Here is a 24,399-nt window from a genome sequence, read left to right on the forward strand (position 1 = left end):
ACCGCTGAAACCGGGCATCCCCTGGCCGGCTCCGGCGGTGATGAATCCAGCCTTGTCAGCTTTTCATGGCGCTTTCATAGGGCGGCTGATCCAGCCCCATGCCTTCGGCCAGATTCTCGGCATAGCCCAGCATCAGCGTACGCCGAGATAGCAGCACAGACGCCAGCTGTACCCAGCCCGCATGTTCCCGCACCTCGCCCTGTCCCTGGCCGTAGAGCATGCGCAAATCCTCTATCAGCCGATCGACCAGCACCGCATCGGGCAGGCTGCTGCGCACAAACCCCATCCATGCGGCGCCCATGCCGAAGAAGCGATAGCCATATTGCACCGCAAGATGGCGGATGACAGCGTGGTTCTGAAAACTGTCCCAGTCCGCGCTGAAATAGCCGTTTGGCTGGCCCGCAATCATGAGCTCGTCGCTGGGCACGGGCAGACGCTGGACATAGACCACCTCGTCGAGCAGCACCTCGGGACTGCCGTTGGCCTGCAGCAGGGCATCTACATCCTCGGCCGCCAGCAGCAGCGTGCCGCAGACCTGCACCCAGTCCTGCACCAGCTCGGGCCGCTGCAGCTGCGCCACCCGGTGCTGCAGCGAAGCCAGCGTCAGGGCCTGCTCCTGCGCCGGGTCGTCCCAGTCCATGTCCTCGGGGTCATCCAGATACAGGCGCTCATCCTGGCTCGCATGGCCGCTGGTGTAGCTGCACTGGCTCACATCGTCCAGCGTGCAGAGGTAGCGATGTGCAGGGTCGGCGGCACGCAGCGCGTCCAGCCGCTCCAGCACCTCGTCCAGCGTCTTGAACTCCTGCAGCCACTCATGGGCGAAGCCGAAGTTGCCCCGGCGATATTCGGCCTGTTTCCCGTCGAATCTTCCTGTCTTCATTTGCGCAGCACCCGGCGATAAAAGAACACACACAGGCCCACGAAATAGGCCAGGCCCAGCCACATGGCGGGCGCAAAGCCTTCGCCGACCAGGGCCAGCGGCGCATCCTTGCCGCTGAAGCCTATGAGTGCCGCAATCAACAGGCCCATCAGGCTCTCGCCCACGATGAGGCCGGAGGCCAGCAGCAGGCCGCGCTCCTCGGCCGCCGCCGTCCAGTCCTTGCCGCCGCGCTGCGCATAGGCCTTGATGGCTCTGGCAATGCACCAGCCCAGCACCGCGCCTATGGTCAGCGTCAGGCCTATGGTGGGCGGCAGATAGATGCCCAGGCCCACGGCCAGCGGCGGCAGCGCACCCTTGCCGCTCTTGCGCAGGGTCAGATCGATCAGGATGACGACAATGCCCACGGCCACGCCCAGACCCAGCATGCTCCAATCCAGCGAACCCTTGAAGATGCCGCTGGCAATCTGCATCATCAGCGTGGCCTGCGGCGCGGCCAGGGCCTGATTCGGGTCCATGCCGGCACGCGGCATGCTGCCGGCAAAACCGTAGGCGTTGTAGAGCAGATCCAGCACGGGCGGTATGACCAGCGCACCCACAAGGCAGCCGATGATGAGCACGATCTGCTGACGCCAGGGCGTGGCCCCCACCAGATAGCCGGTCTTGAGATCCTGCAGGTTGTCGTTGGAGATCGCAGCCATGGCCAGAACGGCCGAAACCATGAACAGCACCAGCGCAATGCCCATCTGCCCAGCGACGGCGCTGGCATAGGCCGGCACCAGGGCATGCAGCCCCAGCAGGGCCACGCCCATGAGCAAGGTGGCGATGATGCCGATACCCGAGATGGGACTGGCCGACGAGCCCACCAGACCGGCCATATAGCCGCAGGCCGCCGCCACCAGAAAGCCGAACAGGGCCGCGAACAGCACGCACAGGGCCGCCAGGCCGTAGCGCGCGCCAGCGGCCAGATCGGGCATATGCCCGACGATGAAGTCATTGACCACCAGGAACAGAACGCCCAGGGCGGCGGCTCCTATCATCAGCATCCAGCTGCGCGGCATGTCCTTGTCGGTTTCATCGCCACCGGCACCCTCGGCGACGCTGCGTGCAGGCTGGTTGCGAATCGCCTGGACAATGGGCTTGGCCAGCGTGGCCACGGTCCACAGCGCCGAGATGCCGATGACGCCCGCACCCAGAAAGCGGGCCTTGCTGCCCCAGAGCTGGGTGGACAGCTCGGAGAGCGCCTGGCCGGCCGCAGGAGAAGCCTGGGCCGTCAGCCAGGGCACGACCACACCCCAGCACAGCGCCAGCCCCACAAGCACTGCAATGCCTGCGGCCGCGCCCATCAGATAACCTGCGGCCAGCAGGGCGGGCGAAAAGCCCGCCGCCACGCGAAAGGCCACGCCGCCTGCGGGAATCCAGAAATTGAAGGCATCGCCGAGCAGGCGCAGACCGCCACTGAGAAAGCCGAACAGCGCTGCCAGCCCCGTGCCCCAGCCCAGCTCGCGCAAGCCCGAACTGCGTGGCTTGCCCTGGTTCTCCGGATCGTGGAGATGGCGCTGCTCATCGCCTACGCGCAACACCTCGGCAGCAGCCACGCCCTCGGGATAGGGCAGCTCGGACTGCACCACCAGCACGCGGCGCAGGGGCACGGTGTAGAGCACGCCCAGTGTGCCGCCGGCCGCGCAGATCAATGCCGTCTGCCAGAACGGAAAACCCGTCCACAGCCCCAGCATGAGCAACGCCGGCAGCACAAAGATGACCGAAGACAAGGTGCCGGCCGCCGAGGCCTGGGTCTGCACCAGATTGTTTTCAAGGATGTTGGAATCCTTGAAGCGATAGAGCAGCGCCATGGAAATCACGGCAGCGGGAATCGCCGAGGCAAAGGTCAACCCGACCTTGAGCCCCAGATAGACGTTGGCGGCGGTGAACGCCAGGGTGATGAGCGCGCCAAGCAGCACGCCACGAAAGGTGAACTCTCTCTTGATTGGTGTATTCATTGTGCAAGCGGGAGGGTCTGTAACGGCACAAGCCTAGCATCAGCGGCGCGCAACACCATGTCCGTCGCGCCCCTTCGGGCCAGCTTCTGGCATCGCCAATGGCCGGTCCATGAAAAAAGGAGACCAAGGTCTCCTTTTCCGTTCAGCGGCCAAGGCTTCAGAACAGCACGCGGCAGCGGATGGTGCCCGCAATCTGCGCGAGCTTTTCCAGCGCCAGCGCCGAGGACTTGGCATCGATATCGATCACCACATAGCCCACTTTTTCATCGGTCCGCAGGTACTGACCTGCGATATTGATGCCGTTGTCGGCAAACACCTGGTTGATGGCAGAGAGAATGCCGGGACGATTCTCGTGCACATGCAGGATGCGGTTGTTGCCGGGGTGCTCGGGCAGCGCCACTTCGGGGAAGTTGACGGCCGATGTGGTCGTGCCGTTGTCGCTGTACTTGACCAGCTTTTCCGCCACTTCCAGACCGATATTGGCCTGCGCCTCCATGGTGGAGCCGCCGATATGCGGCGTGAGGATGACGTTGTCCATGCCACGCAGCGGCGACAGGAATTCGTCCTTGTTGCTCTTGGGCTCCTTGGGAAAGACGTCGATGGCCGCGCCCAGCAGCTTGCCGCTTTGCAGCGATTCCGCCAGCGCCTCGATATCGACCACCGTGCCGCGCGATGCATTGATGAGAATGCTGCCGGGCTTCATGGCGGCAATCTGCGCCGCTCCCATCATGCCGTTGGTGGAGGCCAGCTCGGGCACATGCAGGGTGACGATGTCGGACTGGGCCAGCAGCTCGTTGAGACCGCTGCTCTGCTGGGCATTGCCCAGCGGCAGCTTGGTCACCACGTCGTGGAAGATGACCTTCATGCCCAGGCCTTCGGCCAGCACCGACAGCTGGGTGCCGATGGAGCCATAGCCGACGATGCCCAGCGTCTTGCCGCGGATCTCGAAGGAATTCTCCGCGCTCTTCTTCCAGCCGCCGCGGTGGGAGACGGCATTCTTTTCGGGGATGCCGCGCAGCAGCAAAATGGCTTCGCCCAGCACCAGCTCCGCCACCGAACGGGTGTTGGAGTAAGGCGCATTGAAGACCACCACACCGCGCTCGCGCGCTGCGTTGAGATCCACCTGGTTGGTGCCGATGCAAAAGCAGCCCACGGCCACCAGTTTCTGCGCGGCCGCGAACACATCGGCCGTGAGCTGGGTGCGCGAGCGGATGCCGACAAAGTGCACATCGGCAATCTTGCGCTTGAGCTCCTCGCCGTCCAGCGCGCCGGTCAGTGCCTCCACATTGGTGTAGCCCGCGTCATGCAGCACCTTGAGCGCGGAGGGATGTATGCCCTCGAGCAGCAAAAACTTGATCTTCGATTTATCCAGCGACGTCTTACCCATGATCCAGCCTCGATCCATCAAAACTCCATTACAGCGGTTTCGTAATTCCGTTACAGGATCTGGGTGCATCGCCCCTTCATGAAGTGAAGAGGAGCAGCACCGGCGTCCCCGGCCCAAAAACGAGCGCTGGGCGGGACGGAAGCGTGCATTTGTCGACTCAGCTGTAACAAATTACGACTTTCCGATTCGCTTCCTACAATCGCGATCATTCACGCGCTTCCAATTTCATAGTTGAAAGTGCAGACCACTCAAGCTTTTTACAAGGATTTGCTGCCTATGCTGACCCTCTTGCGCCGCGCAGAAGATTTGCTGATTCAAGTTCTGCGTCTTGTCTTGCTCGCCTTTTCCATCTTTGTGCTGTTTGGCATGGGCCACTGGATCTGGGACCACTACAAGCCCAAGAAGCCCGATACCGCCACTGCCGGCGCAACGGCGCTGAACTGGAAGGATGCGCCCTACGACCTCAAGTACATGGAAGAAGAGACCGGTCGCGACCTGAGCGTACTCGGCAACGCCGTGCCCATGGAAAAGCGTCTGGCCGACCCCGCCCTGCGTCCGGATTTCCGCAAGGCCGACGGCCTGCTGCGTGGCTTCATCTACCGGGACACGGCTGCGCGCAAACGCGTAGAAACGGAAAACAGCAGCCAGGGGCTGGATCCCATCCACCCCCTGCTCAAGGGCGATGCCCTGCCCTCGGCCGACGATGTCAACCGCCAGATCAAGATGCGCGAGGCACGTGAAAACTCCTGCTGCGACAAGGAGGCTGCCGACGCGGCCGCTGCCGAAGTGGATGCCGCCTGGACGGCTCGCCGCATCTCGCTGACCCGCGAGGACCGCATGGCCCGTGCCGCCGCAGATGCTGCAGCCGATGCAGCGATTGCGGCAGCCGCCGAGGCTTCGGGCGAAGACGCCATGCTGATGGATCCGGTGAACCTGGCCTCCGAAATCAACGACCGTGCCCAGGCCGCCGAGATGGAGCATGGCGAGGGCTCGTATGCGGCCTACATCAAGGGGCTGCCCGTGGCGCTGGAGAAGGTGCTGGGCAACGAAAGCCTGACCAAGAAGCTGCAGCAGCAGTCCGCCCCGCAGATCGTCAATACCTTGCTGACCAACTACACACTGTCGTTCGACCGCACGGCCGCCAAGCTGCGCGGCGACAACCCCGATGAGGAAAAGTGGGAGTTTCTGGGCATGGACACGGCTTTTGCCACGCTGCTGATTTCCTGCCTGGTGATGGTGATGATGGCGCTGGTGATGTTCCGCATGGAGCGCCATTTGCGCGGTATCGGCGCGCAATCGGGTCAGAAGTCCTGATTTTCCGGCTCCGGCACAAAGGCCGGAGCTTGCGCTATGGTTTCGGGCCCGCCTCTGTACAGTAGGCGGGCCCTTTTCTTTTCAGTTCAGCGATATCACCATGAGCACCACCCGTAGCAGTACCGTCCCCGTCCACGCGCAATTCATCGAGCGCATGTCGCCGCGCGCCTTTGTGCCTGAAGCACTGAGCGCTGCCCAGATCGAGCAGCTGGTGGAAGCCGCCCGCTGGGCGCCTTCGGCCAGCAACAAGCAGCCCTGGCACTTTGCCTACGCCCTGCGCGATGACGCGAACTGGCAGGCGTTCTCGCAGATCCCCAACGAAGCCAACCGCCGCTGGTGCCTGAATGGCGGCGCGCTGATCGTGCTGCTGTCGGACAGGCAGGCTTCCGCCGCCAAGCACAGCTTCGACGCGGGCTGCGCCTGGGGCTATCTGGCGCTGCAGGCCCATGCCATGGGTCTGGCCACCCACGCCATGGGCGGCTTCTCTGCCGATGAAGCCCGCAAGGTGCTGAACCTGCCCGAGCATCTGGTGCCCGAATGCGTGATCGCCGTGGGCCGCCGCGCCGATGCCGCCACTCTGCCCGACGATCTGCGCGAGCGCGAGCAGCCCTCGGGCCGCAAGCAGCTGGCCGAAATGCTGAGTGCCGGAGCCGTTCAAGCCGCCGCAACCGCCTGAAGCGGCGCCAATCCCGCCAAAGCTCCACAACTCACCCTGTGGAGCTTTTTTTGACAGAATTGCCGCATTAATCAATACAACATTGCGGGAGCAGCTATCAAATTTGCGCCCCGTAGCCTGAGCCTATGTCCGTCATGCAAACAATGTGGCAGCGCCTGGGGCCGGTGGCCTCGCGCCCTTCTTGGAAAGAGCTGATCCGCGCCAGCATCGGCGCAGGTCTGGGTCTGGCGCTGGCCGGCATTCTGGTGGGGCTGGTCGAGCATTTCTTTCCCAACACCCTGTTCCTGTTCGCACCGCTGGGCGCCACCGCCGTGCTGGTCTTCGCCGTGCCCAGCAGCCCGCTGGCCCAGCCCTGGAACTGTGTCGTCGGCAACACCGTGCCTGCGCTCTATACCTTGCTGCTGCTCTGGGCGTTTCCCACGCTGTCCCAGACCTCGCTGGCCGCGCTGGCCGTGGCAGGAGCCATTGCCCTGATGCTGCTGCTGCGTGCCCTGCACCCGCCGGGTGGCGCCGTGGCCTTGCTGACGGTCCTGGCTGCGGCCCAGATGGCGCCACTGGGCTGGCATCTGCTGATTCCCATGGCCGTGCTCTCAGGCGTTCTTGCAGCAGTCGGAGTGCTCTACCACCGCGCCTGCGGCCGTCCCTACCTGCACCAGCCGCCCCAAGCGGCCAAGACCCAGCGTCCCACCACGCGCCTGGCGCTGAGCGAGCAGGATCTGGAGCAGCTGTTGCAGCGCTTCGAGCAAAGCTACAACCTGACACCCGAGGATCTGGGCGAGCTGCTGGCCGCCGCCGAGGAGGAGGCCATCAAGCGCCGGCTGTCCAGCGTGAACTGCGGCACCGTCATGTCCGCCAAGCTCCTGACCGTGAGCCCGCAGACTCCGCTCGAAGAGGTCGCCGAGCTGTTTCACCGCCATCTGATCAAAAGCCTTCCCGTGGTCGATGCGCAAGGTGAGCTGATTGGCCGCGTGCTGCGCGCCGACCTGTTCGACTGGCTCTGGCAGGATCACCGCGCGCGCCAGCAGCAAAACCTCTGGCAGCGCCTGCGCAGCCGGCCATCCAAAGTGCAATCCGTAGCCCAGGAACTGATGCGCGCACCAGAGATGAGCGTGCAGGAAGACACACCCATGGGCGATCTGCTGCACGAGCTGGCATCGCACAGCGTGCAGTTCATTGCCGTGCTGCGAGGCAAGACCCTGGTCGGCGTCATCACGCGCTCCGACGTGATTCGCACCTTGCTCTCCATCAATCAATAGCCATGCGGGCAAAGGCCCTCTTGCCTGACACGGGCTGCTGGATAAACTATGGGCAGTACTGGTTTGATTGCCCGAAAAGGAGTTGCTGCCATGGACGCCGTGTTCACCCCAAACCTCGACAAGCTGCGCAACATCGTGCAAAGCTTTGGAGCCAGTTCCTTTACCGCGACACAGGTGGCCACGGAATATGAAGGCAGCACTGCCAGCAGCGAAATCACCAAGACCTTCGAAGAGCTGCTCGCCCACCACGCCACTGTGCTGGGCATTCAGTCCGTGCCGGGCCACCATGTGGTCTGGCGCGCAAACTGAGCCGCTGACAAGCCCCTTCATGCATACCCACTTCGGTGGGTATTTTCTTTTTCATCCAGGGATCAACTGGGCTAAAGTGCGGCGCCATGTCGCTGATTCCTCTTTCGTTGTGGATGCCGCTGTCCGTTGCGGCCTGCGTGCTGCTGGTACTGGCCTCCGTGGGCTGGCTATGGCGTACCGCCCTGCGCATCCCCGCAGGCAGCCGTGACGGCCGCAATATGCGCAGCATGGCCGCCATTGCCAGCGCAGGCCTGCTGCTATGGCTGGCCTATGGCTTGTTCAAGGGTTATGGGGCGCTGTGGCAAGCCGATGCGCTGATGCTCATGGCTCAGGCACCGTTGCTGGTGCAGATGCCCTTGATCATCGCTGGAGTGGCCTGGATTGCGACCCTGCTGCTGGGTCGGGTCATGGCCATGCACAAAGACGGCCACGAAGACTGAAGGCACAGCCGTCAGTGCGAGCGCGTTGCGGCCGGCTGCAGATCAGCCCATAGCTTGCGCAGCTGCTGCAGCTCGACATCGAAGCGCAGGTTGATGCGCTGCTTTTCCTCTTCCTGCTGCTTGATGAAGCGCTGCTGCTCGGCCTGAGATTCCGTGTTGTCGTCCAACTGGCGGCGCAGATTGGCGGGAGCCTTCTTCAGGTCGTTCTGATAGAACTCCAGCTCGGTATTGAGCTTGCGGCGGCGTTCCTTGAGATCGACCTGGCGCTGCTGGGCCACGCCGATCACATCGTTGACCTGGGCAATGGCCTCGGCTCTGGCGGCGTCATGCACGCCCTGATTGGGGAAGCGCGCCAGCATCGCGCGGTCACGCGAGCGCTCCTCACGCAGGCGTTGCTGCTCGGCCTGATCCTGGCGGCGCTTGGCCTCCTGTGCACTGCGCTCCTGATCGGTCAGCGTGGGGCCCACGCGGCGCAACTCGACGCCCGTGGTACCAAGCACACGCTGCTCGCGATCGACGCAGGAGGCAATAGGTCTGTCGGCCGTGATGCGCCGCCCATTGGCATCCGTGCAGGCGTAGATACCGCCGCTATTGGCTGGGGCCTGAGCTTGAGCCGGCATGGCGCCTGCCCAGACGGTAGCTACCACATACAAACTCAGTTTTGCATGCAAGGCCTGCTTCATTTGCGTGTTTATTCCTTGTCTTCAACACCATAACGCTGACGGTAGGCCAGCACGCGCTCATGATGCTCGCGCCCGGCATCCCCGCCCTGCTGCTCGAGATAAAGCAACAGATCTGCCAGCTTGGCAATCGCACAGACCTGCATGCCCAGCTGATTGCGCACATATTGCACGGCGCTGTGCGGCACGTCCTGGCCATTCTCTGTCGCCATTTCCTGACGATCCAGAGCGATGGCCACGGCATGCGGCTCGGCACCGGCCGCCTTGATGATAGCAATCGACTCGCGCGCGGCCGTACCTGCCGACATCACGTCGTCAATGATGAGCACGCGGCCCTTGAGGGGAGCCCCCACCAAAGTACCGCCTTCGCCGTGGTCCTTGGCTTCCTTGCGGTTGTAGGCAAAGGGTACGTTCTTGCCCTGCCGCGCCAGTTCCACCGCCACCGTGGCTGCCAAAGGGATGCCCTTGTAGGCAGGCCCGAAGACCATATCAAACTCCATGCCGCTGGCCAGAATGGCTTTTGCATAGAATTCGGACAGACGGGCCATCTTGGCGCCATCGTCGAACAGGCCGGCATTGAAGAAGTACGGGCTGATGCGCCCGGCCTTGGTCTTGAATTCACCAAAACGCAGCACGCCCGCATCGACGGCAAACTGCACAAAATCCTGCGCCAGACGGTCTGCACCGCCCATTGGCTTCTCACTCACCACCATGGATTCATCCTTGTTCAAATTAACCAGCCTCAACCTCAACGGTATCCGCTCTGCCACGACCAAAGGCGCCGAAGCCTGGATCGAAGCCACTGCGCCGGATTGTATTTGCGTCCAGGAAATCAAGGCCCAGGCTTCGGATATGGCCGGGCGCTTCGAGGTGTTGGCCGGCATGAAGGGCTACTTCCACTTTGCCGAGAAGAAGGGCTATTCGGGCGTGGGCGTCTATACCCGCCACGAGCCCAGCGATGTGGTCGTGGGCTTCGATATCGAAGAGTTCGACGCCGAGGGCCGCTATGTCGAAACCCGCTTCGACACGCCAGGCCGCAAGTTCTCCGTCATCAGCGCCTACTTTCCCAGCGGCAGCTCGGGCGAGTTGCGCCAGGAGGCCAAGTTCCGCTTTCTCGCCAAGATGCACAGCCACCTGATGCACCTCAAGGCAGAGCGCGACTTCGTGCTCTGCGGCGATATCAATATCGCGCACCAGAAGGAAGACCTGAAGAACTGGCGCGGCAACCAGAAAAACAGCGGCTTCCTGCCCGAAGAGCGCGACTGGATGAGCAAGTTGCTGCACAAGACCGAGGCCAGCGGCGGTCTGGTCGACGTCTATCGTCAGCTTCAGCCCGACACCACGGATGCCTGCTACACATGGTGGAGCAATCGGGGCCAGGCCTATGCCAACAACGTGGGATGGCGTCTGGACTACCACCTGGCCACACCGGCGATCGCGGCCCTGGCCCGCACCGAGTCCATCTACAAGGGCGAGAAGTTCTCGGACCACGCGCCCATCACCATTGGTTACGACATGGCGATCTGAAGCGCGCAAGCAACGCCGGCAGCGACCTGCAAGGCAGTGAACGCACGCATGCTCGGCGAATTGAGTTAGCGCAAGGTGCAACAGTACAACCCATGCGAGCATGAGTTGTACTGAGCCGGCTGGGCAGGTTTCCGAAAGAATGAACTGCGGAACCTGGAGGGCGACAAGGCCACAGCGGTTCCCGTTTCGCTTTTAGGAAAAGGAATAGCCAATGAAGAAGATCCTGATGACCCTGGCCCTGTGTGCAGTCGGTGCCCTGAGCGCACCCGCCATGGCGGCAGGCTGCGAAGCCGTCGTTGAAAGCAACGATGCCATGCAGTTCAATGTCAAAAGCATCGATGTGCCCAAGTCCTGCAAGAAGTTCAGCGTGACTCTCAAGCATGTGGGCAAGATGCCCAAGACCGCAATGGGCCACAACATCGTGGTCAGCACCGCTGCCGACATGCAGGCCGTGATCACCGACGGCATGGCCGCTGGTGCTGGCGCCGACTATGTGAAGGCCGGCGATGCACGCGTGCTGGCTCACTCCAAGGTGATCGGTGGCGGCGAGACTACCAAGTTCGACATCGATGCGAGCAAGCTCAAGGCTGGCACTGACTATGCCTTCTTCTGTTCCTTCCCCGGTCACTCGGCCCTCATGAAGGGCTCGCTCAAGCTGGGCTCCTGAGTTCCGATGCTCCTGATTCAGGAGCATCAAGTGCTTTACATATATAGCTTCTGAATTGATTTCAAATCAAAAGCATTGATGGCAAAGCGCCAAAAGCTCCGAAATAAGGAGCGCCATCGGCAACACCGAAGCGCCTATGATTCACGTCACGGGCGCTTTTTTCATGGCTTATTCCATCGCAGACGTCAGCGGCCTGTTGATCACCACATGCTTCATCACCAGCGTGGAAGTCATGCGCAGCACGCCGGGCAGCCGGGTCAGCTGCTCGTCATAAAGCCGCTGGTAGGCAGGCAGATCGCGCACCACGACCTGCAGCAGATAGTCGGGATCACCGAACAGGCGCTGGGCCTGCACCACATTGTCGAGCCGGGCCACGGCGTCCTCGAACGCAGGCACGGACTTGCTGTCCTTGAGCGTGACAAAGACCAGCGACGAAAAATCCAGCCCCAGCGCCGCGGGGTCCAGCTCGGCGCGGTAGCCGCGAATCACGCCCGATTCCTCCAGCGCACGCACACGCCGGTGGCAGGGCGACAGACTCAGGCCCACCTGCTCGGCCAGCTCGGTCACCGTGAGGCGGCCATTGTTTTCGAGCGCAGCAAGAATTTTTCGATCCAGCGAGTTCACGAGGCAGTTTCTTCCAATTTCAAGCCGATAGGCGGCGAATATTGAGAGCACATTCTCTCTCCTCTTCCATATTCTCTCGGCATCAACGCTTTTCGAGGGAATTTCGTGTCCTACGCCGCCTTGACCGCCTTCTGGGCCGTCTCCTTTCTGCTGGTGCTCACGCCCGGGGCCGACTGGGCCTATGTGATCTCGGCCGGTCTGCGTGGCAGACGGCTGGTGCTGCCCGCCACGCTGGGCCTGGCCTGCGGCGCGCTGCTGGCCACGCTGGCCGTGGCCGCGGGCGTGGGCGCCCTGGTGGCGCACAACCCGGCCCTGCTCACCGCCTTGACGGCCACCGGCGCGCTCTACCTGGCCTGGATGGGCGTAGGCCTGTGGCGCAGCCCGGCAGCCATAGGCAGTGCCGACGACGCCGAGAGCGGCACGCGCTGGCACTGGACGATCAAGGGTGCCAGCGTCAGCGGCCTCAACCCCAAGCAGCTGTTGCTGTTGCTGGCCTTGCTGCCGCAGTTTGTGCGGCCTGCCGAGAGCTGGCCGGTGTTTGCGCAAATCATGGCTCTGGGCGCGGTCCATGCAGCCAGTTGCGCCGTGGTCTACTTCGGCGTGGGCTGGGGCTCGCAAAGCGTGCTGCGCTCGCGCCCCGCCGCCGCGCTTGCCGTCTCGCGCCTGTCGGGCACGCTGATGCTGGTGATTGCCGCCGTGCTGCTCGGTGAAATCGCCGTTCAGCATCTCTGACAGCAAAAATGCCTGCGGCCGAAAACCGCAGGCATTTCAAGAACAGGCATATGCCACAACCCGGGACACCGGGCTCCCGCATTGCAAAGCAAGGCGGCAGAGGGAGCAGAGCGCCTCAGCAGAGGCCACTCCATCTCATCAACTCTTCAGTGCCCCCAGCACCTCATCCAGCATCTTCTTGGCATCGCCAAACAGCATGCGGTTGTTGTCCTTGTAGAACAGCGGATTGTCCACGCCCGCATAACCGGAGGCCATGGAGCGCTTCATCACGATCGAGGTCTTGGCCTTCCAGACTTCCAGCACCGGCATGCCGGCGATGGGACTCTCGGGATCGTCCTGGGCTGCCGGATTGACGATGTCGTTCGCGCCGATGACGATGGCCACGTCGGTCTCGGGGAAGTCTTCGTTGATCTCGTCCATCTCCATCACGATGTCGTAAGGCACCTTGGCCTCGGCCAGCAGCACGTTCATGTGGCCGGGCATGCGGCCCGCCACCGGGTGGATGGCAAAGCGCACATCCACACCCTGCTCGCGCAGGGTCCGGGTGATTTCATTGACGGTGTGCTGGGCCTGGGCCACGGCCATGCCGTAGCCGGGCACGATGATGGCGCTTTTTGCCTCGCGCAGCATCTCGGCGGTCTCGGCTGCACTGACGGGTGCCACTTCGCCCTGGGGCTCTGCGGCCGCAGAAGCATCGCCCTTCTTGGCGGGAGCGCCAGAGCCGAAGCCGCCCGCAATCACGCTGATGAAGTTGCGGTTCATGGCCTGGCACATGATGTAGCTCAGGATGGCACCCGAGGAGCCCACCAGCGCGCCGGTGACGATCAACAGGTCATTGCCCAGCATGAAGCCGGTCGCCGCAGCCGCCCAGCCCGAGTAGCTGTTGAGCATGGACACCACCACGGGCATGTCGGCTCCACCAATGGCCATGACCATGTGCACGCCGAACAGCAGCGCAATGACGCTCATCACGATCAGCGGCAACATGCCGTCGGCCACGGTTTGGGCATGCAGAAACTCGCGCCCGAACCAGATCACCACCAGCAGCGCGAGCAGATTGAGCCAGTGGCGTGCGGGCAGCAGCAGCGGCTTGCCGCCTATCCTGCCGTTGAGCTTGCCGAAGGCTATCAGCGAGCCCGAGAAGGTGACGGCACCGATCAGGATGCCCACGTAGATTTCCACCTCGTGAATGGCTTTTTCTGCGCCCGCCAGCTCGATGGAGGTATCGACATAGCTGGCAAAGCCCACCAGACAGGCGGCCAGGCCGACCAGGCTGTGCATGAGGGCGACCAGCTCGGGCATCTGGGTCATCTTGACGACCTTGGCCGCATACAGGCCGATACCGCCACCGACCACCAGCGCGCCGACGATCCAGGCGATGCCGCCGGCATCGACGCGCGGGCCGAACACGGTGGCCAGCACGGCCAGCGCCATGCCGACCATGCCGAACAGATTGCCGCGGCGCGAGGTTTCGGGGTTGGACAGGCCACCAAGGCTGAGGATGAACAAAATGGCAGCCCCCAGATAGGCCACCGTTGCGAGACTTTGGGACATGGTGTTTCTCTCTTGTGCTCGTTCTTCTTATTTGCGGAACATGGCCAGCATGCGACGTGTCACGGCAAAGCCGCCAAACATATTGATGGCAGTCAGCACCAGCGCTGCAAAGGCCAGCCAACGAATCAAGTCATCAGGGCGAGCGGTACCCGCCGTTCCCGGCGGTGCAATCTGCACCAGAGCGCCAATGGCGATGATGCTGGAGATGGCGTTGGTCACGCTCATCAGCGGCGTGTGCAAGGCTGGTGTCACATTCCACACCACCATGTAGCCGATGAAGCAGGCCAGCACGAACACCGTGAAGTGGCCCAGGAAGGCCGCTGGCGCGTAGGCACCGATGAACCAGAAGGCCAGGGCGGCAATCGCAAAAATAATGGCCAAGGTCTTGGCAGGCAGCGGGCCGGCAGCGCCATGACCATGACCGCTTTTCTTCTGTTCCACCACAGCCGCGGCCGGTTTGGGGGCTGGCTTGGGTGCCTGGGCAAGGGGCGGGGCAGGCCAGGTGATTTCGCCGTCCTTGACCACGGTCAGGCCGCGAATCGCATCGTCTTCCATATTCACCACGGCGACGCCATCCTTGGCCTTGCACAGCTCTTCCGTCAGGCGCAGCAGGTTGGTGGCGTACAGCGTGGACGACTGCTTGGCCAGGCGCGATGCGAGGTCGGTGTAGCCGATGATAGTCACGCCGTGGCGCACCACTGCCTCGTTGGGAACGGTCAGCTCGCAGTTGCCGCCCTGCTCGGCCGCCATGTCGACGATCACGCTGCCGGGCTTCATGCTCTGCACCATCTCGGCCGTGATTAGCTTGGGCGCCGGTTTGCCGGGTATCAGCGCGGTGGTGATGATGATGTCGGCCTCCCTGGCCTGCTGGGCATACATCTGGCGCTGCGCAGCTTGGAAGCCCTCGCTCATCACCTTGGCATAGCCGCCGCCGCCAGCACCGTCTTCTTCGTAGTCGACCTTGACGAACTCACCGCCCAGCGATGTGACCTGATCGGCCACTTCGGCGCGCGTGTCGTTGGCGCGCACGATGGCGCCCAGATTGGCGGCCGTGCCAATGGCTGACAGACCGGCCACACCTGCGCCGGCAATGAAGACCTTGGCTGGCGGCACCTTGCCTGCGGCCGTGATCTGGCCGTTGAAATAGCGGCCGAAGGCGTTGGCGGCCTCGATCACGGCGCGGTAACCCGAAACACCGGCCATGGAGGTCAGTGCATCCATCTTCTGCGCGCGGCTCAATGTCCGGGGCAGCGAGTCGATCGCCAGCACCGTTACCTTCCTGGCAGCCAGTTGCTGCATCAGATCGGGATTCTGGGCCGGCCAGATGAAGTCGATCAGGATCTGGCCTTCGCGCATCAGCGCGACTTCTTGCGGGGTGGGCGGGCGCACCTTGAAGATGATGTCGGCAGCGGCCCAGACCGCCGCAGCGTTGGGCAGCACCTCGGCACCCACTGCGCGATATGCGTCATCGCTGAAGTTGGCGGCATCGCCGGCGCCCGATTCGATGGCGACCGAAAAGCCCAGCTTGATGAGTTTTTCGACCACATCGGGCACGGTGGCCACGCGCTTTTCCAGCGGGAAGGTTTCCCGTGGGATGCCGATGAGTTGGGCATCACCACGCTGGGCGTCACTACGCTGGGCGTCGGTCGGCGGGTTGGAAGAGGTAGACATGAGGAGTCTCCTGGAGTTTAAAAACTGGTTCCCTTCAGGCCGACCCGCCCCCAACCATTCCTACCGCAGGAGGAACTTGCTTGCATGGGCATTGGCACGGCCTGAACGATCTTGAAACTGTGTCGGGGCGCCTCCCATGAAGCGAATGCCCGCTGCCTTGCAGCACAAATACGTTTTAGCAGCCCGCACCAAAATGGGGCACTCGCATCCATGCTAGCTCAAATGAGGGATGACGCCAGAATCTGAGCGGGCATTTTTGATGCGCGTGTCATGCCGTGTCATGCTTGCGGGGTTCGCAGCCCGCGAGACTACGCAAACGCCCGAAAAATACAAGTCACCCATGTTGCAATATCACACTGTCCCCGTCACAGCCTTTCAACAGAACTGCTCTCTCGTCTGGTGCGACCAGACCATGGATGCGGCCGTCATCGACCCCGGCGGAGATATCGAGCAGATCGAGTGGGAGGTGGAACGCCTGGGTCTGAATCTCAAGGCCATCTGGATCACCCACGCCCATATCGACCACGCGGGCGGCACCAGCGAGCTGGCGGCCAAGTACGAGCTACCCATCATTGGCCCGCATGAGGGCGACCAGTTCTGGATCGACGGTCTGCCCCAGCAGGGCGCCATGTTCGGCTTTCCCCATTCCGAGCCTTTTGTGCCCTCACGCTGGCTGCATGACGGCGATACGGTGAGCATCGGCCAGGAAACGCTGAACGTGCGCCACTGCCCCGGTCACACGCCCGGCCATGTGGTCTTCCACTCACCGCAGATCGACCGCGCCTTTGTCGGCGATGTGCTGTTTGCCGGCAGCATAGGCCGCACGGACTTCCCGCAGGGCAATCATCAGCAGCTGATCGACTCCATCGTTCAGCGCCTGTGGCCCATGGGTGACCAGACGATCTTCATCCCCGGGCATGGCCCGGAAAGCAGCTTTGGCCGCGAGCGCAAGCTGAACCCCTATGTCAGCGGGACCTGAAGCCTGACGGCCGAAGCTTGCGGAATCAGGTCTTCCGTAGCAGCATGCGCCTGTCACGCCTTGTGACATCACATCTATTGGAGGGAGTTCGTATGCGCAATTTATGGAAAATTTGCCTGGCTTCAGCCCTGGTCAGCAGCTCATGGGCGAGCCTTGCTCAGGCACCGGCAGCGGCGCCTGCCGCACCGGCCGCCAAAACAGCCCCCATGCCCGCCAAGCCGGCGGCAGAACCCGCAGCAAAGGCTGCGCCGGCCCCTGCTGCTGCCAAGGCGGACATGCAGACCTTTGTCTGCAAGGATGGCTCCACCATGAGCGCGGCGTCCTCCAAGGGAGCTTGCTCGGGCCGCAAGGGCATTGATCAGCAGGCCACTGCCAAGGCTGCTGCAGGCGCCAAGCCGGCCTCGACCGCCGCACCTGGCGGCGGTGCAGGCAAGGTCTGGGCCAATGAGGACAGCAAGATCTACCACTGCCCCGGCACCCGCTTTTACGGCACCACCAAGAACGGCAAGTACATGAGCGAGGCCGATGCCAAGGCCGCCGGAATGCACGGCGCCAACAACAAGAGCTGCAGCTGAGCCTGTAGCATCAAACCATCGCGCTGACCTGCGATTGCAGGCAGCGCGATTTTTCATTCACAACAGGCTGGATTGCTTGTCCGTCAAACACAAGCAGCTATCAATTCAAAAGGACAATCGCGGGCATGAACTGGCTGGTCGGACTGGGTATGTTGCTGATGGCAGCCTTGCTGCTATGGGCTTTTTCGGCGCTGTTCATCAGCATGCTCGCCGGCCTGGCGGTCAGCGCCCTGCTCTGGCAGCCGCTGCGCTGGTGGCGCCGCAGGCAGTTGCTGCGCGAGCTGGAGCAGAACCCGGCTCTCGATGTCCAGCAGCAGGCCCCTTGCGCCCTGTTCTATCTGCTGTCCGCAACCGTGGTTCTGCTGGGATGCGCCGCCGCACTGGCCGCCCTGATTCATCTGCCCGACAGCCTTTATTCGCCCGAGCAGCTTTCTCTGATCTGTGGCCTGGCATTTGCCATCAGTCTTGCCACCCTTATCAAGCTAAGCGGCAATCTCGTCAGTCTGGGTGAAGAGGCTGCTGCCGCTGCCGAGATCAGGGCGGCCTGGTCGCTGGCGGCGGGCATCGTGCCCATGCTCTCCCTGATCACTCTGATTTTCTTCGTACCGCATACGGCGGGCTGGATGGTCTGGCGCGAGCAATGGCGGGGCTATGACAGCACGCAGTTGCGCATCCCCCTGAAGCACAACGATGCCGAGCACCAGCAGGCCTTGTTGCAGTTGGTCCGCCCGATGCTGGAGCAAGGCAGCCGCATCCTGAGTCACCGTGCCCGCTCGCGCAGCGGCAGCAGCTATACCCTGAGCGCCGCCCTGCCCGCACGCTATCGTTTTCATAAGGATGCGCTGGAGTTGCAACTGGCGGGTCTGATGCCGCAGGAGCAACTCAACATGCATCTGCAGGCCCTGATTTCCGTGGTGGAAGGAGAGGTCAGCAGCCTGCCACTGGCCTATGCCCAATGCCAGCCGTCCCCCGATTGGTTGGGCAGACAGCGCTTTTTCGGGCGTGGCCAGCAAGCCATGCAATCGCTGCGCGAATGCGTGCGGACTCGCCAATCCGAGCTGGCGACCGCTCTTCAACTGCTGCGGGGCAATCTGCAGGAGGTGCAAGTGGGCTGGAGTCGCTTTCGCCCCTGGCCGGCGCTGCCGCGCTGGCAGGCAGCGGCCTTGCCGAAAGACGAAGATGAGCTGCAGCAGCTCGATACTTTGCGCTAGGAACCACTGAGCGGCAACACATCCAGCCACTGGCCGGGCTCCAGCCCTTCAATCGAATAAGGCCCCACGGCCATGCGCACCAGCCTCAGCGTGGGGTGGCCGACGGCTGCCGTCATGCGGCGCACCTGGCGGTTCCTGCCCTCGCGGATGATGAGCTCGATCCAGCAATCGGGAATGTTCTGGCGCACGCGAATCGGCGGGTTGCGCGGCCACATCAGGGGCTGGGGTTCTATCAGGCGGGCCTTGGCGGGCAGGGTCTTGCCGTCGCTCAACTCCACGCCCTCGCGCAGACGCTGCAGTGCCGTCTCGCCAGGCATGCCTTCGACCTGCACCCAGTAGGTCTTCTCCATCTTGTGGCGCGGATCGGCAATGCGGGCCTGCAACTGGCCGTCATTGGTCAGCAGCAGCAAGCCTTCACTGTCGGCATCGAGCCGGCCCGCCACATAGACACCAGGCACATCGATCCAGTCCTTGAGGCCCTGCCATTTGCCCTCGGGCGTGAACTGGCTGAGCACTCCATAGGGCTTGTGAAAGCACAGCAGACGCGTGACCTCGGGCCGGAGCGCGGGCTGGCGCACCACGGTGCTGCGGCGCAAGTTGCTGGAGCGATTGGAAGAGAACGGGCGGGGCATGGCAACAAGCTTAGCAACAAAGACCTGGACTAGCATCAAGCATCAAAAAGCCTTGTATCGCTTACTGGACAATGGAAAACAGCTATCAGTTTTGAAAATCCGGAAAAGCAGCACCGAGGAGCGGCTGTGGATACACCTCACGCACGCAGTTCAGCCAGGCCTGGGCCGCACGCGACAGGTAGCCGGGCCGCCACATCAGCGCCACATCCCAGGGGATCTCGGGCTCCACCAGCGGGCGGCTGGCCACGCGCTGCGGGTCATAGCGGGCGATGACATGCTCGAACATCACGGCCACACCCACATGAGCCGCGACCAGATGGCCTATGAAATCCCAGTAGCGCGTCTGCAGCTTGACCTGTGGCGTGAAGCCAGCCGCCTCGCATTGCTGCAGCACATGCTCGTGCAGAGCAAAGTCCGAGGTGTAGAGCACAAACGGCAGCTCGCGCAGATCGCTCCAGCGCATGGGTTGGCCCGGGTCTGTCACCTGCCGGGCGGGCAGCACCACGCGCGTCTTCTGACGCGCCACGGTGTAGCGCTCCAGCGCCGGATCGGGGGCCGCGAACAGGCCCAGCGCCATGTCCAGCTTGCCTTCCTGGATCAGTTGGTACTGGGCACGCGCCCCCTGCTCGTTGACCTGCAGGTTCACACCCGGATAGCGCTGCTGGAACAGCGCGATCACCGGCGCCATGTAATGGCCCGTGGTGGGCATGATGCCCAGGGACAGCTCGCCGCGCGTGATGTGGTCGACCTCGGCCACCTGGCGGCGCAGCAGCTGGGCCTGTTCAAGAATCTCCATCCCGCGGTCATAGACCACCTGGCCGGCATCGGTGAGCTGCACGCCCCGCCCCTCACGCAGCAGCAAACGGCCACCGAATTCATCTTCCAGCGCCTTGACCATCTTGCTGATGGTGGGCTGGGTCACATGCAAGGCGTCGGCCGCGCGGGTGAAGCCGTTCTGGCGCACAACCTCGATGAAATAGCGCAGGGCGCGCAAGTCCATGAGAATTCCTTTTACGCATGGAAAAAATGAAAATAAGTCATTTTATGAATATAGGTGAAAACCCTAGAATTCACCCATGTCACAGATTACGGAAGCTTTCGCCCCTCGCGCCCCGGGCGGCAGCCATTCTTTCGCCCAGACACTCTGGCAACTGCTCAAGGCCGTGCTGCAAGTGTGCCTGCTCAGTGCCATCTGGATTGCCATGGATGTGCTGCGCCAGCATTTCGGCTGGAGCATGCCCGCCGGCCTGATCGGTTTCGGCCTGCTGGCCGTGGGCCTTTTTTCGGGCCTGGTCAAGGCACGCTGGCTGCAAAGCGGCACCAACTGGCTGCTGGCCGAGATGCTGCTGTTCTTCGTGCCCGCCATGCTGGTGGTCACCGAATACCCCGATCTGATCCGCCATCAGGGCTTGCGCATTCTGGCCGTCATCGTGGCCAGCACAGCCTGCGTGATGGCCGTGACCGCACTGGCAGTCGATCGTGTCTATCGCTTCGAGCTGTGGCTGGCAAGGCGCAAGTCCAGCCGCGATGTCTCTGCCCTGGATGAGGAGTAAGCCATGCTGTCGAATGAAGTCATCGGCCTGCTGTCGCTGCTGGCCACCGTGGTCTGCTACTGGGTCAACAAGCGCCTGTATCACAAGCATCCCCATCCGTTGCTAATGCCCATAGTCGCCACTCCCATGGTGCTGATCGGCCTGTCGCTGCTGACCCATGTCAGCTACCCGCAGTACATCGCCCAGACACACTGGCTGGTCTGGCTGCTGGGCCCCACCACGGTGGCATTTGCACTGCCTCTGTACGAGAACCGCAAGCTTCTGCGCAAGCACTGGATGTCGATTGCCACCGGCGTGGTTGTGGCCAGCCTGGTGTCCATCTCCACCACCATTGCGTTTGCCGATATGTTCGGCCTGTCCGAGGCGCTGCAAAAAGGCCTGGCCGTGCGCAGCATCACGACACCGTTTGCGATCGAGGCCGAGAAAGTGCTGGGTGGCCCCACCGATCTGGCGGCGCTGTTCGTGCTGTTGACCGGTGTCAGTGCCATGCTGCTGGGCGAGACCGTGCTGCGTGTGCTGCCCCGCATCCGCAGCAAGCTGGCCACGGGCGCCAGCTGGGGCGGAGCCGCCCATGGCAGCGGCGTGGCCAGGGCGCGCCAGGCCGGCGAGGTGCAGGCCGTGATGGCATCGCTGGTGATGATGATTGCCGGTGCCGTCAACGTGCTGGCCGCGCCCTGGGTGCGCACATTGTTTTTCTGAGCGGCGCTCAGGGACCGGCTCCGGCAAGCGCCGCTCTCAGCGCACCGGAATGGCAATCGGGCGCAGCGGTGCGGCGTCGCCGCCTCGGATCTTCAACGGGTTTCCGATGAATGCGAACTCATAGACCTTGTCTCGCGAGAGCCCGTCCAGGGCCACCAATTCCATGATGGGAATGCCTTGCTGGGCCAGCAGGTAGCTGTGCAGCGGCACATAGTCATCGTCCACTTCTGAGGGGAAAGTCTCCAGGCTCAGGTTGTCAGCGCCGACAATCATGGCGCCGGCATCCTCGGCCAGAAAGCGTGCGGCATCCAGGCCCAGCCCTGGCGGTTTGGCCATATAGGCCTGGGGTTGCTCGTAGAGCTTCATGCGTCCCGTGCGAATCAGCACGACATCGCCCTTCTGCAGCGTCACGTTCTGGCGTTCCAGCGCGTCCTTGAGGTCCTGGCGCGTGATCCGGTACTGGTCTGGAAGCATGTCCAGGCCCTTGGCCGCAGCCACGTCAATCAGCACGCCGCGCGCCACCAGTGGCGGGAATTTCTCTATGCCTGTGCGCTGCCAGCCGCGGTCGCCCAGATGCTCGTCGGCGCTGAAGCCGTTCCAGATCCTGCCGCGTATGCCGAAGTGGTTGAGTGCGTCGATGTGCGTGCCCGTATGGCTGTACATGGAAAATGCCGTGCCGGTGTAGCTGCGCGTGGCGTTCATGTTCTTGCCCACGTTCATGGGGTCGTCCACCACGGTGCCGCGCGGCGTGTGCGTCATCCAGAACTGGTAGTGCGGATCGCCGGCGTCCTGCCAGCTGGGCATGCCCACGTAGTACTCGGTGGCGAGGTCATAGACCTGCCCGCCCGTGATGCGCTGCAGGATGGCCGCGCGCGAGGCGGGCGTGATCAGGTTCAGGCGGCCGATCTCGTCGCCCGGCCCCCAGGGGCTGGTGCCCACATCCTGGCCGGCACCGGCCGGGAGCGTGTGGCCACCGTGAGCATGGGCCAGGCCGGAGAACGCTGCAGCCATCGCGAGCAACAGGGTGGGCAAGCGCCGGACACGGGCGCGGAAAGCGAAGTTCATGGGTGTTTCCTAGAAAGCGGTGCACCTTTCGGCGCGAGTGAAAAAGTGAGAGGAAATGGCTTAGCCCACCAGGGCGCGCAGCCGTTCACGCAGCATGTTCAGGGGCTGGGTCTGCAGCGGTGGCAGGCCCCGGGCGATCAAGGTGGGAATGCTGCGCAGGCCCAGGTGCTGAGCCAGTGCGAGGTCCTGGTGAACCATGTTCAAGGCCTCGGCACTTTCCATGCAGCGTGCAAAAGCATTGCGCTCGAAGCCGGTGTGCGTGGCGATGTCCAGCAGCACCTCAGCGTCGCCTATGTTGCGGTGGGCACTCATATGGGCGTGCTGTATGGCATCGAACAGATTCCAGTGAGCCTCGTCGCCCTCTAGCATCTGGGCCGCCTGGCAGGCCAGTGCGCCGGCCAGGCCGCTGGGGTACTCAAAGCTTTCGCGGCGCATGCCTTCGATGTCGATGCGCTGGGTGTCGTCATGCTGCGCGCAGGCCTCCCAGTGCCCAAGAATGGTTTGCTTGGCCTGCTCCATGGATCCAAACCTGGCCACCATTTCGGCGCGGGAGGCTTGCAGCACAAAGCTGCGCTGACGTACGCGCAGGCCCAGCTCGCGGGCCACCTGACGCAGGCGCGGCGACATCACATAGCACCAGCCGCAAACCACGTCGTGGAAGAAATCGATGACGGGAGCAGCCTGCGCTGCCGCGGACAGGACCGGTTCAGGGGCTGGATGGGCTGCGACCTGCGCGGGCAGAGCGCAGGAAAAATCATGGCATTGCGTCATGCTTGTGTCCTTCATGGCTGATGGACAGCAAGCGTAGGGCGCAGGCCTCGCAGGAGTAAGAGGCGCGCGCTTGAGAGACTCTTAATCCGGCGTCAAGAATCCCCGTCCATGGCCACAGGCAGCGCCTCGGCCAGAAAGTCCACAAAGGCGCGCACCTTGGGCAGCAGGTGGCGTTGCGTGGGGTAGACCACGTAGACATGGCGCGGCGGCTCGGCCCAGTCTTGCAGGCTCAATGCCTCCAGCTGGCCCTGGACGATGGCGGGCCGGGCCAGAAAGGACGGCAGTGCACCAATGCCCATGCCAGCTACCAGCAGCTCCCGCAACATCAGGCTGTTGTTGACGCTGGCGCGTGCTTCGCTCGGAACTTGCAGGCCGTCGTCAGCCTGTGCCAGGCTGTAATTCAGCAGCGCATGGCCACGCAGCGCGGCCACGCTGGCCGGGCGACCGTGTTGCTGCAAATAGGCCGGCGAAGCACACAACATTTGCGACAGCGAGGCCAGGCGCCGCGCAATCAGCGATGAGTCCGCCAGTTCGGCACTCAGGCGTATGGAGACATCAAAGCCCTGGCCCACGGCGTCCACCAGTCGGTCTTCCATGGATAGGTCGATCTGCAATTGCGGATGGCGCTGCATGAAACGCGCCAGCAGCGGCGCCAGCGTGCTCAGCGCAAACGACAGCGGCGCGTTCACGCGCAGCCGCCCCGTCACCAGCTCGGACTGCTCCCGCACCGACTGCTCCAGCATGTCAAAGCCATCGAGCAGCCGACAGCATTCGGCGTAGTAGGCCCGGCCGGTATCGGTCAGGCTCATGCGGCGCGTGGTGCGCTGGATCAGCACCGCACCCAGCTGTGCCTCCAGCGCGCGCAACTGCTTGCTGAGGGCCGCCGAGGAAAGATCGAGCGCATCGGCGGCCCTGGCAATGCTGCCCAGTTCGACAATGCGCCGAAAGGCGCGCAAAGGGGTGAGCGAATCCATGGAAGAGAAGAGCGAAAACCTGGGCTGCAGCGTAGCAGCTTTCGCCGCGGGCGCGGCGCGGCCCGGGCATGCTCGCTCTTCTTCTGAAAAATGGGCCCCTCAAGCTTTGCAGCTTGCTTGAACAGCCCCCAAGCATCACGCCAGCGTATAGGCCGTCTTCACCGTGGTGTAGAACTCCTGGGCATAACGGCCCTGCTCGCGCGGGCCGTAACTGCTGCCCTTGCGG

Annotated in this window: 26 protein-coding genes; 13 read left to right on the forward strand and 13 right to left on the reverse strand. The window is 63.2% G+C overall.

What is annotated here, in order from left to right:
- Positions 1 to 55: 55 nt before the first annotated feature.
- From AAIL67_RS15070 to serA, 3 genes are all read right to left on the reverse strand, one after another.
- Complete coding sequence (locus AAIL67_RS15070) at positions 56 to 880, reverse strand: hypothetical protein (RefSeq protein WP_343484304.1); 825 nt, start codon at positions 878 to 880, stop codon at positions 56 to 58.
- Complete coding sequence (locus tag AAIL67_RS15075) at positions 877 to 2,877, reverse strand: oligopeptide transporter, OPT family (RefSeq protein WP_343484305.1); 2,001 nt, start codon at positions 2,875 to 2,877, stop codon at positions 877 to 879. Before AAIL67_RS15075 ends, AAIL67_RS15070 begins: the two co-directional genes overlap by 4 nt.
- Positions 2,878 to 3,034: 157 nt before the next feature.
- Positions 3,035 to 4,264: a phosphoglycerate dehydrogenase gene (serA, locus tag AAIL67_RS15080; protein WP_034357918.1), complete on the reverse strand. Its 1,230-nt coding sequence runs from the start codon at positions 4,262 to 4,264 to the stop codon at positions 3,035 to 3,037.
- A gap of 276 nt (positions 4,265 to 4,540) precedes the next feature.
- Here serA and AAIL67_RS15085 point away from each other — a divergent pair, with 276 nt between their 5' ends.
- The 5 genes from AAIL67_RS15085 (at position 4,541) to AAIL67_RS15105 (ending at position 8,259) form a co-directional block, all read left to right on the forward strand.
- Entirely contained in the window at positions 4,541 to 5,578 is a 1,038-nt protein-coding gene (locus tag AAIL67_RS15085) for a hypothetical protein (protein WP_034357916.1), read from the forward strand.
- Positions 5,579 to 5,678: 100 nt separating this feature from the next.
- On the forward strand, positions 5,679 to 6,254 hold the full coding sequence (locus AAIL67_RS15090) for a nitroreductase family protein (RefSeq protein ID WP_034380918.1): 576 nt from the start codon (positions 5,679 to 5,681) through the stop codon (positions 6,252 to 6,254).
- Between the two features lie 134 nt (positions 6,255 to 6,388).
- Positions 6,389 to 7,510: an HPP family protein gene (locus tag AAIL67_RS15095; RefSeq protein ID WP_223305602.1), complete on the forward strand. Its 1,122-nt coding sequence runs from the start codon at positions 6,389 to 6,391 to the stop codon at positions 7,508 to 7,510.
- A gap of 90 nt (positions 7,511 to 7,600) precedes the next feature.
- Positions 7,601 to 7,819 carry a hypothetical protein gene (locus AAIL67_RS15100; protein ID WP_003070377.1) on the forward strand — a complete coding sequence of 73 codons (219 nt, stop codon included), beginning with the start codon at positions 7,601 to 7,603 and terminating at the stop codon, positions 7,817 to 7,819.
- Between the two features lie 86 nt (positions 7,820 to 7,905).
- Positions 7,906 to 8,259, forward strand: a complete 354-nt coding sequence (locus AAIL67_RS15105; RefSeq protein WP_063665394.1) for a hypothetical protein — start codon at positions 7,906 to 7,908, stop codon at positions 8,257 to 8,259.
- An 11-nt stretch (positions 8,260 to 8,270) separates the two neighbouring features.
- On the opposite strand, the gene AAIL67_RS15110 is transcribed toward AAIL67_RS15105, so the two are convergent.
- Together AAIL67_RS15110 and pyrE are read right to left on the reverse strand one after the other, a co-directional pair.
- Entirely contained in the window at positions 8,271 to 8,942 is a 672-nt protein-coding gene (locus AAIL67_RS15110; RefSeq protein ID WP_063665393.1) for a hypothetical protein, read from the reverse strand.
- Between the two features lie 8 nt (positions 8,943 to 8,950).
- Positions 8,951 to 9,652, reverse strand: coding sequence for an orotate phosphoribosyltransferase (gene pyrE, locus AAIL67_RS15115; RefSeq protein ID WP_045839220.1), 702 nt, complete (start codon positions 9,650 to 9,652; stop codon positions 8,951 to 8,953).
- A gap of 10 nt (positions 9,653 to 9,662) precedes the next feature.
- On the opposite strand from pyrE, the gene AAIL67_RS15120 reads away from it, so the two are divergent.
- Together AAIL67_RS15120 and azu are read left to right on the forward strand one after the other, a co-directional pair.
- Complete coding sequence (locus AAIL67_RS15120; protein ID WP_034357855.1) at positions 9,663 to 10,466, forward strand: exodeoxyribonuclease III; 804 nt, start codon at positions 9,663 to 9,665, stop codon at positions 10,464 to 10,466.
- 211 nt (positions 10,467 to 10,677) lie between these two features.
- Entirely contained in the window at positions 10,678 to 11,133 is a 456-nt protein-coding gene (gene azu, locus AAIL67_RS15125) for an azurin (protein WP_003070364.1), read from the forward strand.
- Positions 11,134 to 11,301: 168 nt separating this feature from the next.
- On the opposite strand, the gene AAIL67_RS15130 is transcribed toward azu, so the two are convergent.
- Positions 11,302 to 11,757, reverse strand: a complete 456-nt coding sequence (locus AAIL67_RS15130) for an Lrp/AsnC family transcriptional regulator (protein WP_034380910.1) — start codon at positions 11,755 to 11,757, stop codon at positions 11,302 to 11,304.
- A gap of 105 nt (positions 11,758 to 11,862) precedes the next feature.
- Between AAIL67_RS15130 and AAIL67_RS15135 the strand changes: the two genes are divergently transcribed.
- Positions 11,863 to 12,489: a LysE family translocator gene (locus tag AAIL67_RS15135; protein ID WP_343484306.1), complete on the forward strand. Its 627-nt coding sequence runs from the start codon at positions 11,863 to 11,865 to the stop codon at positions 12,487 to 12,489.
- A 138-nt stretch (positions 12,490 to 12,627) separates the two neighbouring features.
- Here the strand turns inward: AAIL67_RS15135 and pntB are convergent, their stop codons facing one another.
- Both pntB and AAIL67_RS15145 read right to left on the reverse strand, forming a co-directional pair.
- Positions 12,628 to 14,043: a Re/Si-specific NAD(P)(+) transhydrogenase subunit beta gene (gene pntB / locus AAIL67_RS15140; protein ID WP_003070358.1), complete on the reverse strand. Its 1,416-nt coding sequence runs from the start codon at positions 14,041 to 14,043 to the stop codon at positions 12,628 to 12,630.
- Between the two features lie 27 nt (positions 14,044 to 14,070).
- Positions 14,071 to 15,714 (reverse strand): Re/Si-specific NAD(P)(+) transhydrogenase subunit alpha, encoded by a 1,644-nt coding sequence (locus tag AAIL67_RS15145; protein WP_343484307.1) that lies wholly within the window; start codon positions 15,712 to 15,714, stop codon positions 14,071 to 14,073.
- A 340-nt stretch (positions 15,715 to 16,054) separates the two neighbouring features.
- On the opposite strand from AAIL67_RS15145, the gene AAIL67_RS15150 reads away from it, so the two are divergent.
- The 3 genes from AAIL67_RS15150 to AAIL67_RS15160 all read left to right on the forward strand — a co-directional run bounded on the left by AAIL67_RS15150 (position 16,055) and on the right by AAIL67_RS15160 (position 18,479).
- Positions 16,055 to 16,693: an MBL fold metallo-hydrolase gene (locus tag AAIL67_RS15150; protein ID WP_034375307.1), complete on the forward strand. Its 639-nt coding sequence runs from the start codon at positions 16,055 to 16,057 to the stop codon at positions 16,691 to 16,693.
- A gap of 92 nt (positions 16,694 to 16,785) precedes the next feature.
- Positions 16,786 to 17,268 carry a hypothetical protein gene (locus AAIL67_RS15155; protein ID WP_231905969.1) on the forward strand — a complete coding sequence of 161 codons (483 nt, stop codon included), beginning with the start codon at positions 16,786 to 16,788 and terminating at the stop codon, positions 17,266 to 17,268.
- A gap of 125 nt (positions 17,269 to 17,393) precedes the next feature.
- Positions 17,394 to 18,479 carry a hypothetical protein gene (locus AAIL67_RS15160; protein WP_343484308.1) on the forward strand — a complete coding sequence of 362 codons (1,086 nt, stop codon included), beginning with the start codon at positions 17,394 to 17,396 and terminating at the stop codon, positions 18,477 to 18,479.
- Here AAIL67_RS15160 and AAIL67_RS15165 read toward each other — a convergent pair.
- Both AAIL67_RS15165 and AAIL67_RS15170 read right to left on the reverse strand, forming a co-directional pair.
- Entirely contained in the window at positions 18,476 to 19,147 is a 672-nt protein-coding gene (locus AAIL67_RS15165) for a pseudouridine synthase (RefSeq protein ID WP_224651053.1), read from the reverse strand. The genes AAIL67_RS15160 and AAIL67_RS15165 overlap by 4 nt on opposite strands.
- 49 nt (positions 19,148 to 19,196) lie before the next feature.
- Positions 19,197 to 20,111 (reverse strand): LysR substrate-binding domain-containing protein, encoded by a 915-nt coding sequence (locus tag AAIL67_RS15170; protein ID WP_343484309.1) that lies wholly within the window; start codon positions 20,109 to 20,111, stop codon positions 19,197 to 19,199.
- A gap of 76 nt (positions 20,112 to 20,187) precedes the next feature.
- Between AAIL67_RS15170 and AAIL67_RS15175 the strand changes: the two genes are divergently transcribed.
- Both AAIL67_RS15175 and AAIL67_RS15180 read left to right on the forward strand, forming a co-directional pair.
- A complete protein-coding gene (locus AAIL67_RS15175; protein ID WP_343484310.1) occupies positions 20,188 to 20,664 on the forward strand; it encodes a CidA/LrgA family protein in 477 nt (158 codons plus the stop codon).
- 3 nt (positions 20,665 to 20,667) lie between these two features.
- Entirely contained in the window at positions 20,668 to 21,363 is a 696-nt protein-coding gene (locus tag AAIL67_RS15180; protein ID WP_224649527.1) for an LrgB family protein, read from the forward strand.
- Positions 21,364 to 21,399: 36 nt separating this feature from the next.
- Here AAIL67_RS15180 and AAIL67_RS15185 read toward each other — a convergent pair whose 3' ends face one another.
- The 3 genes from AAIL67_RS15185 to AAIL67_RS15195 form a co-directional block, all read right to left on the reverse strand.
- Complete coding sequence (locus AAIL67_RS15185; protein ID WP_343484311.1) at positions 21,400 to 22,428, reverse strand: cyclase family protein; 1,029 nt, start codon at positions 22,426 to 22,428, stop codon at positions 21,400 to 21,402.
- Between the two features lie 60 nt (positions 22,429 to 22,488).
- Positions 22,489 to 23,199 carry a DsbA family protein gene (locus tag AAIL67_RS15190; RefSeq protein WP_343484312.1) on the reverse strand — a complete coding sequence of 237 codons (711 nt, stop codon included), beginning with the start codon at positions 23,197 to 23,199 and terminating at the stop codon, positions 22,489 to 22,491.
- Positions 23,200 to 23,291: 92 nt separating this feature from the next.
- Positions 23,292 to 24,173 carry a LysR family transcriptional regulator gene (locus AAIL67_RS15195; RefSeq protein ID WP_343484313.1) on the reverse strand — a complete coding sequence of 294 codons (882 nt, stop codon included), beginning with the start codon at positions 24,171 to 24,173 and terminating at the stop codon, positions 23,292 to 23,294.
- Positions 24,174 to 24,399: the final 226 nt, after the last annotated feature.

The organism is Comamonas sp. A7-5, assembly GCF_039581385.1.
Classification (GTDB): domain Bacteria; phylum Pseudomonadota; class Gammaproteobacteria; order Burkholderiales; family Burkholderiaceae_C; genus Comamonas; species Comamonas thiooxydans.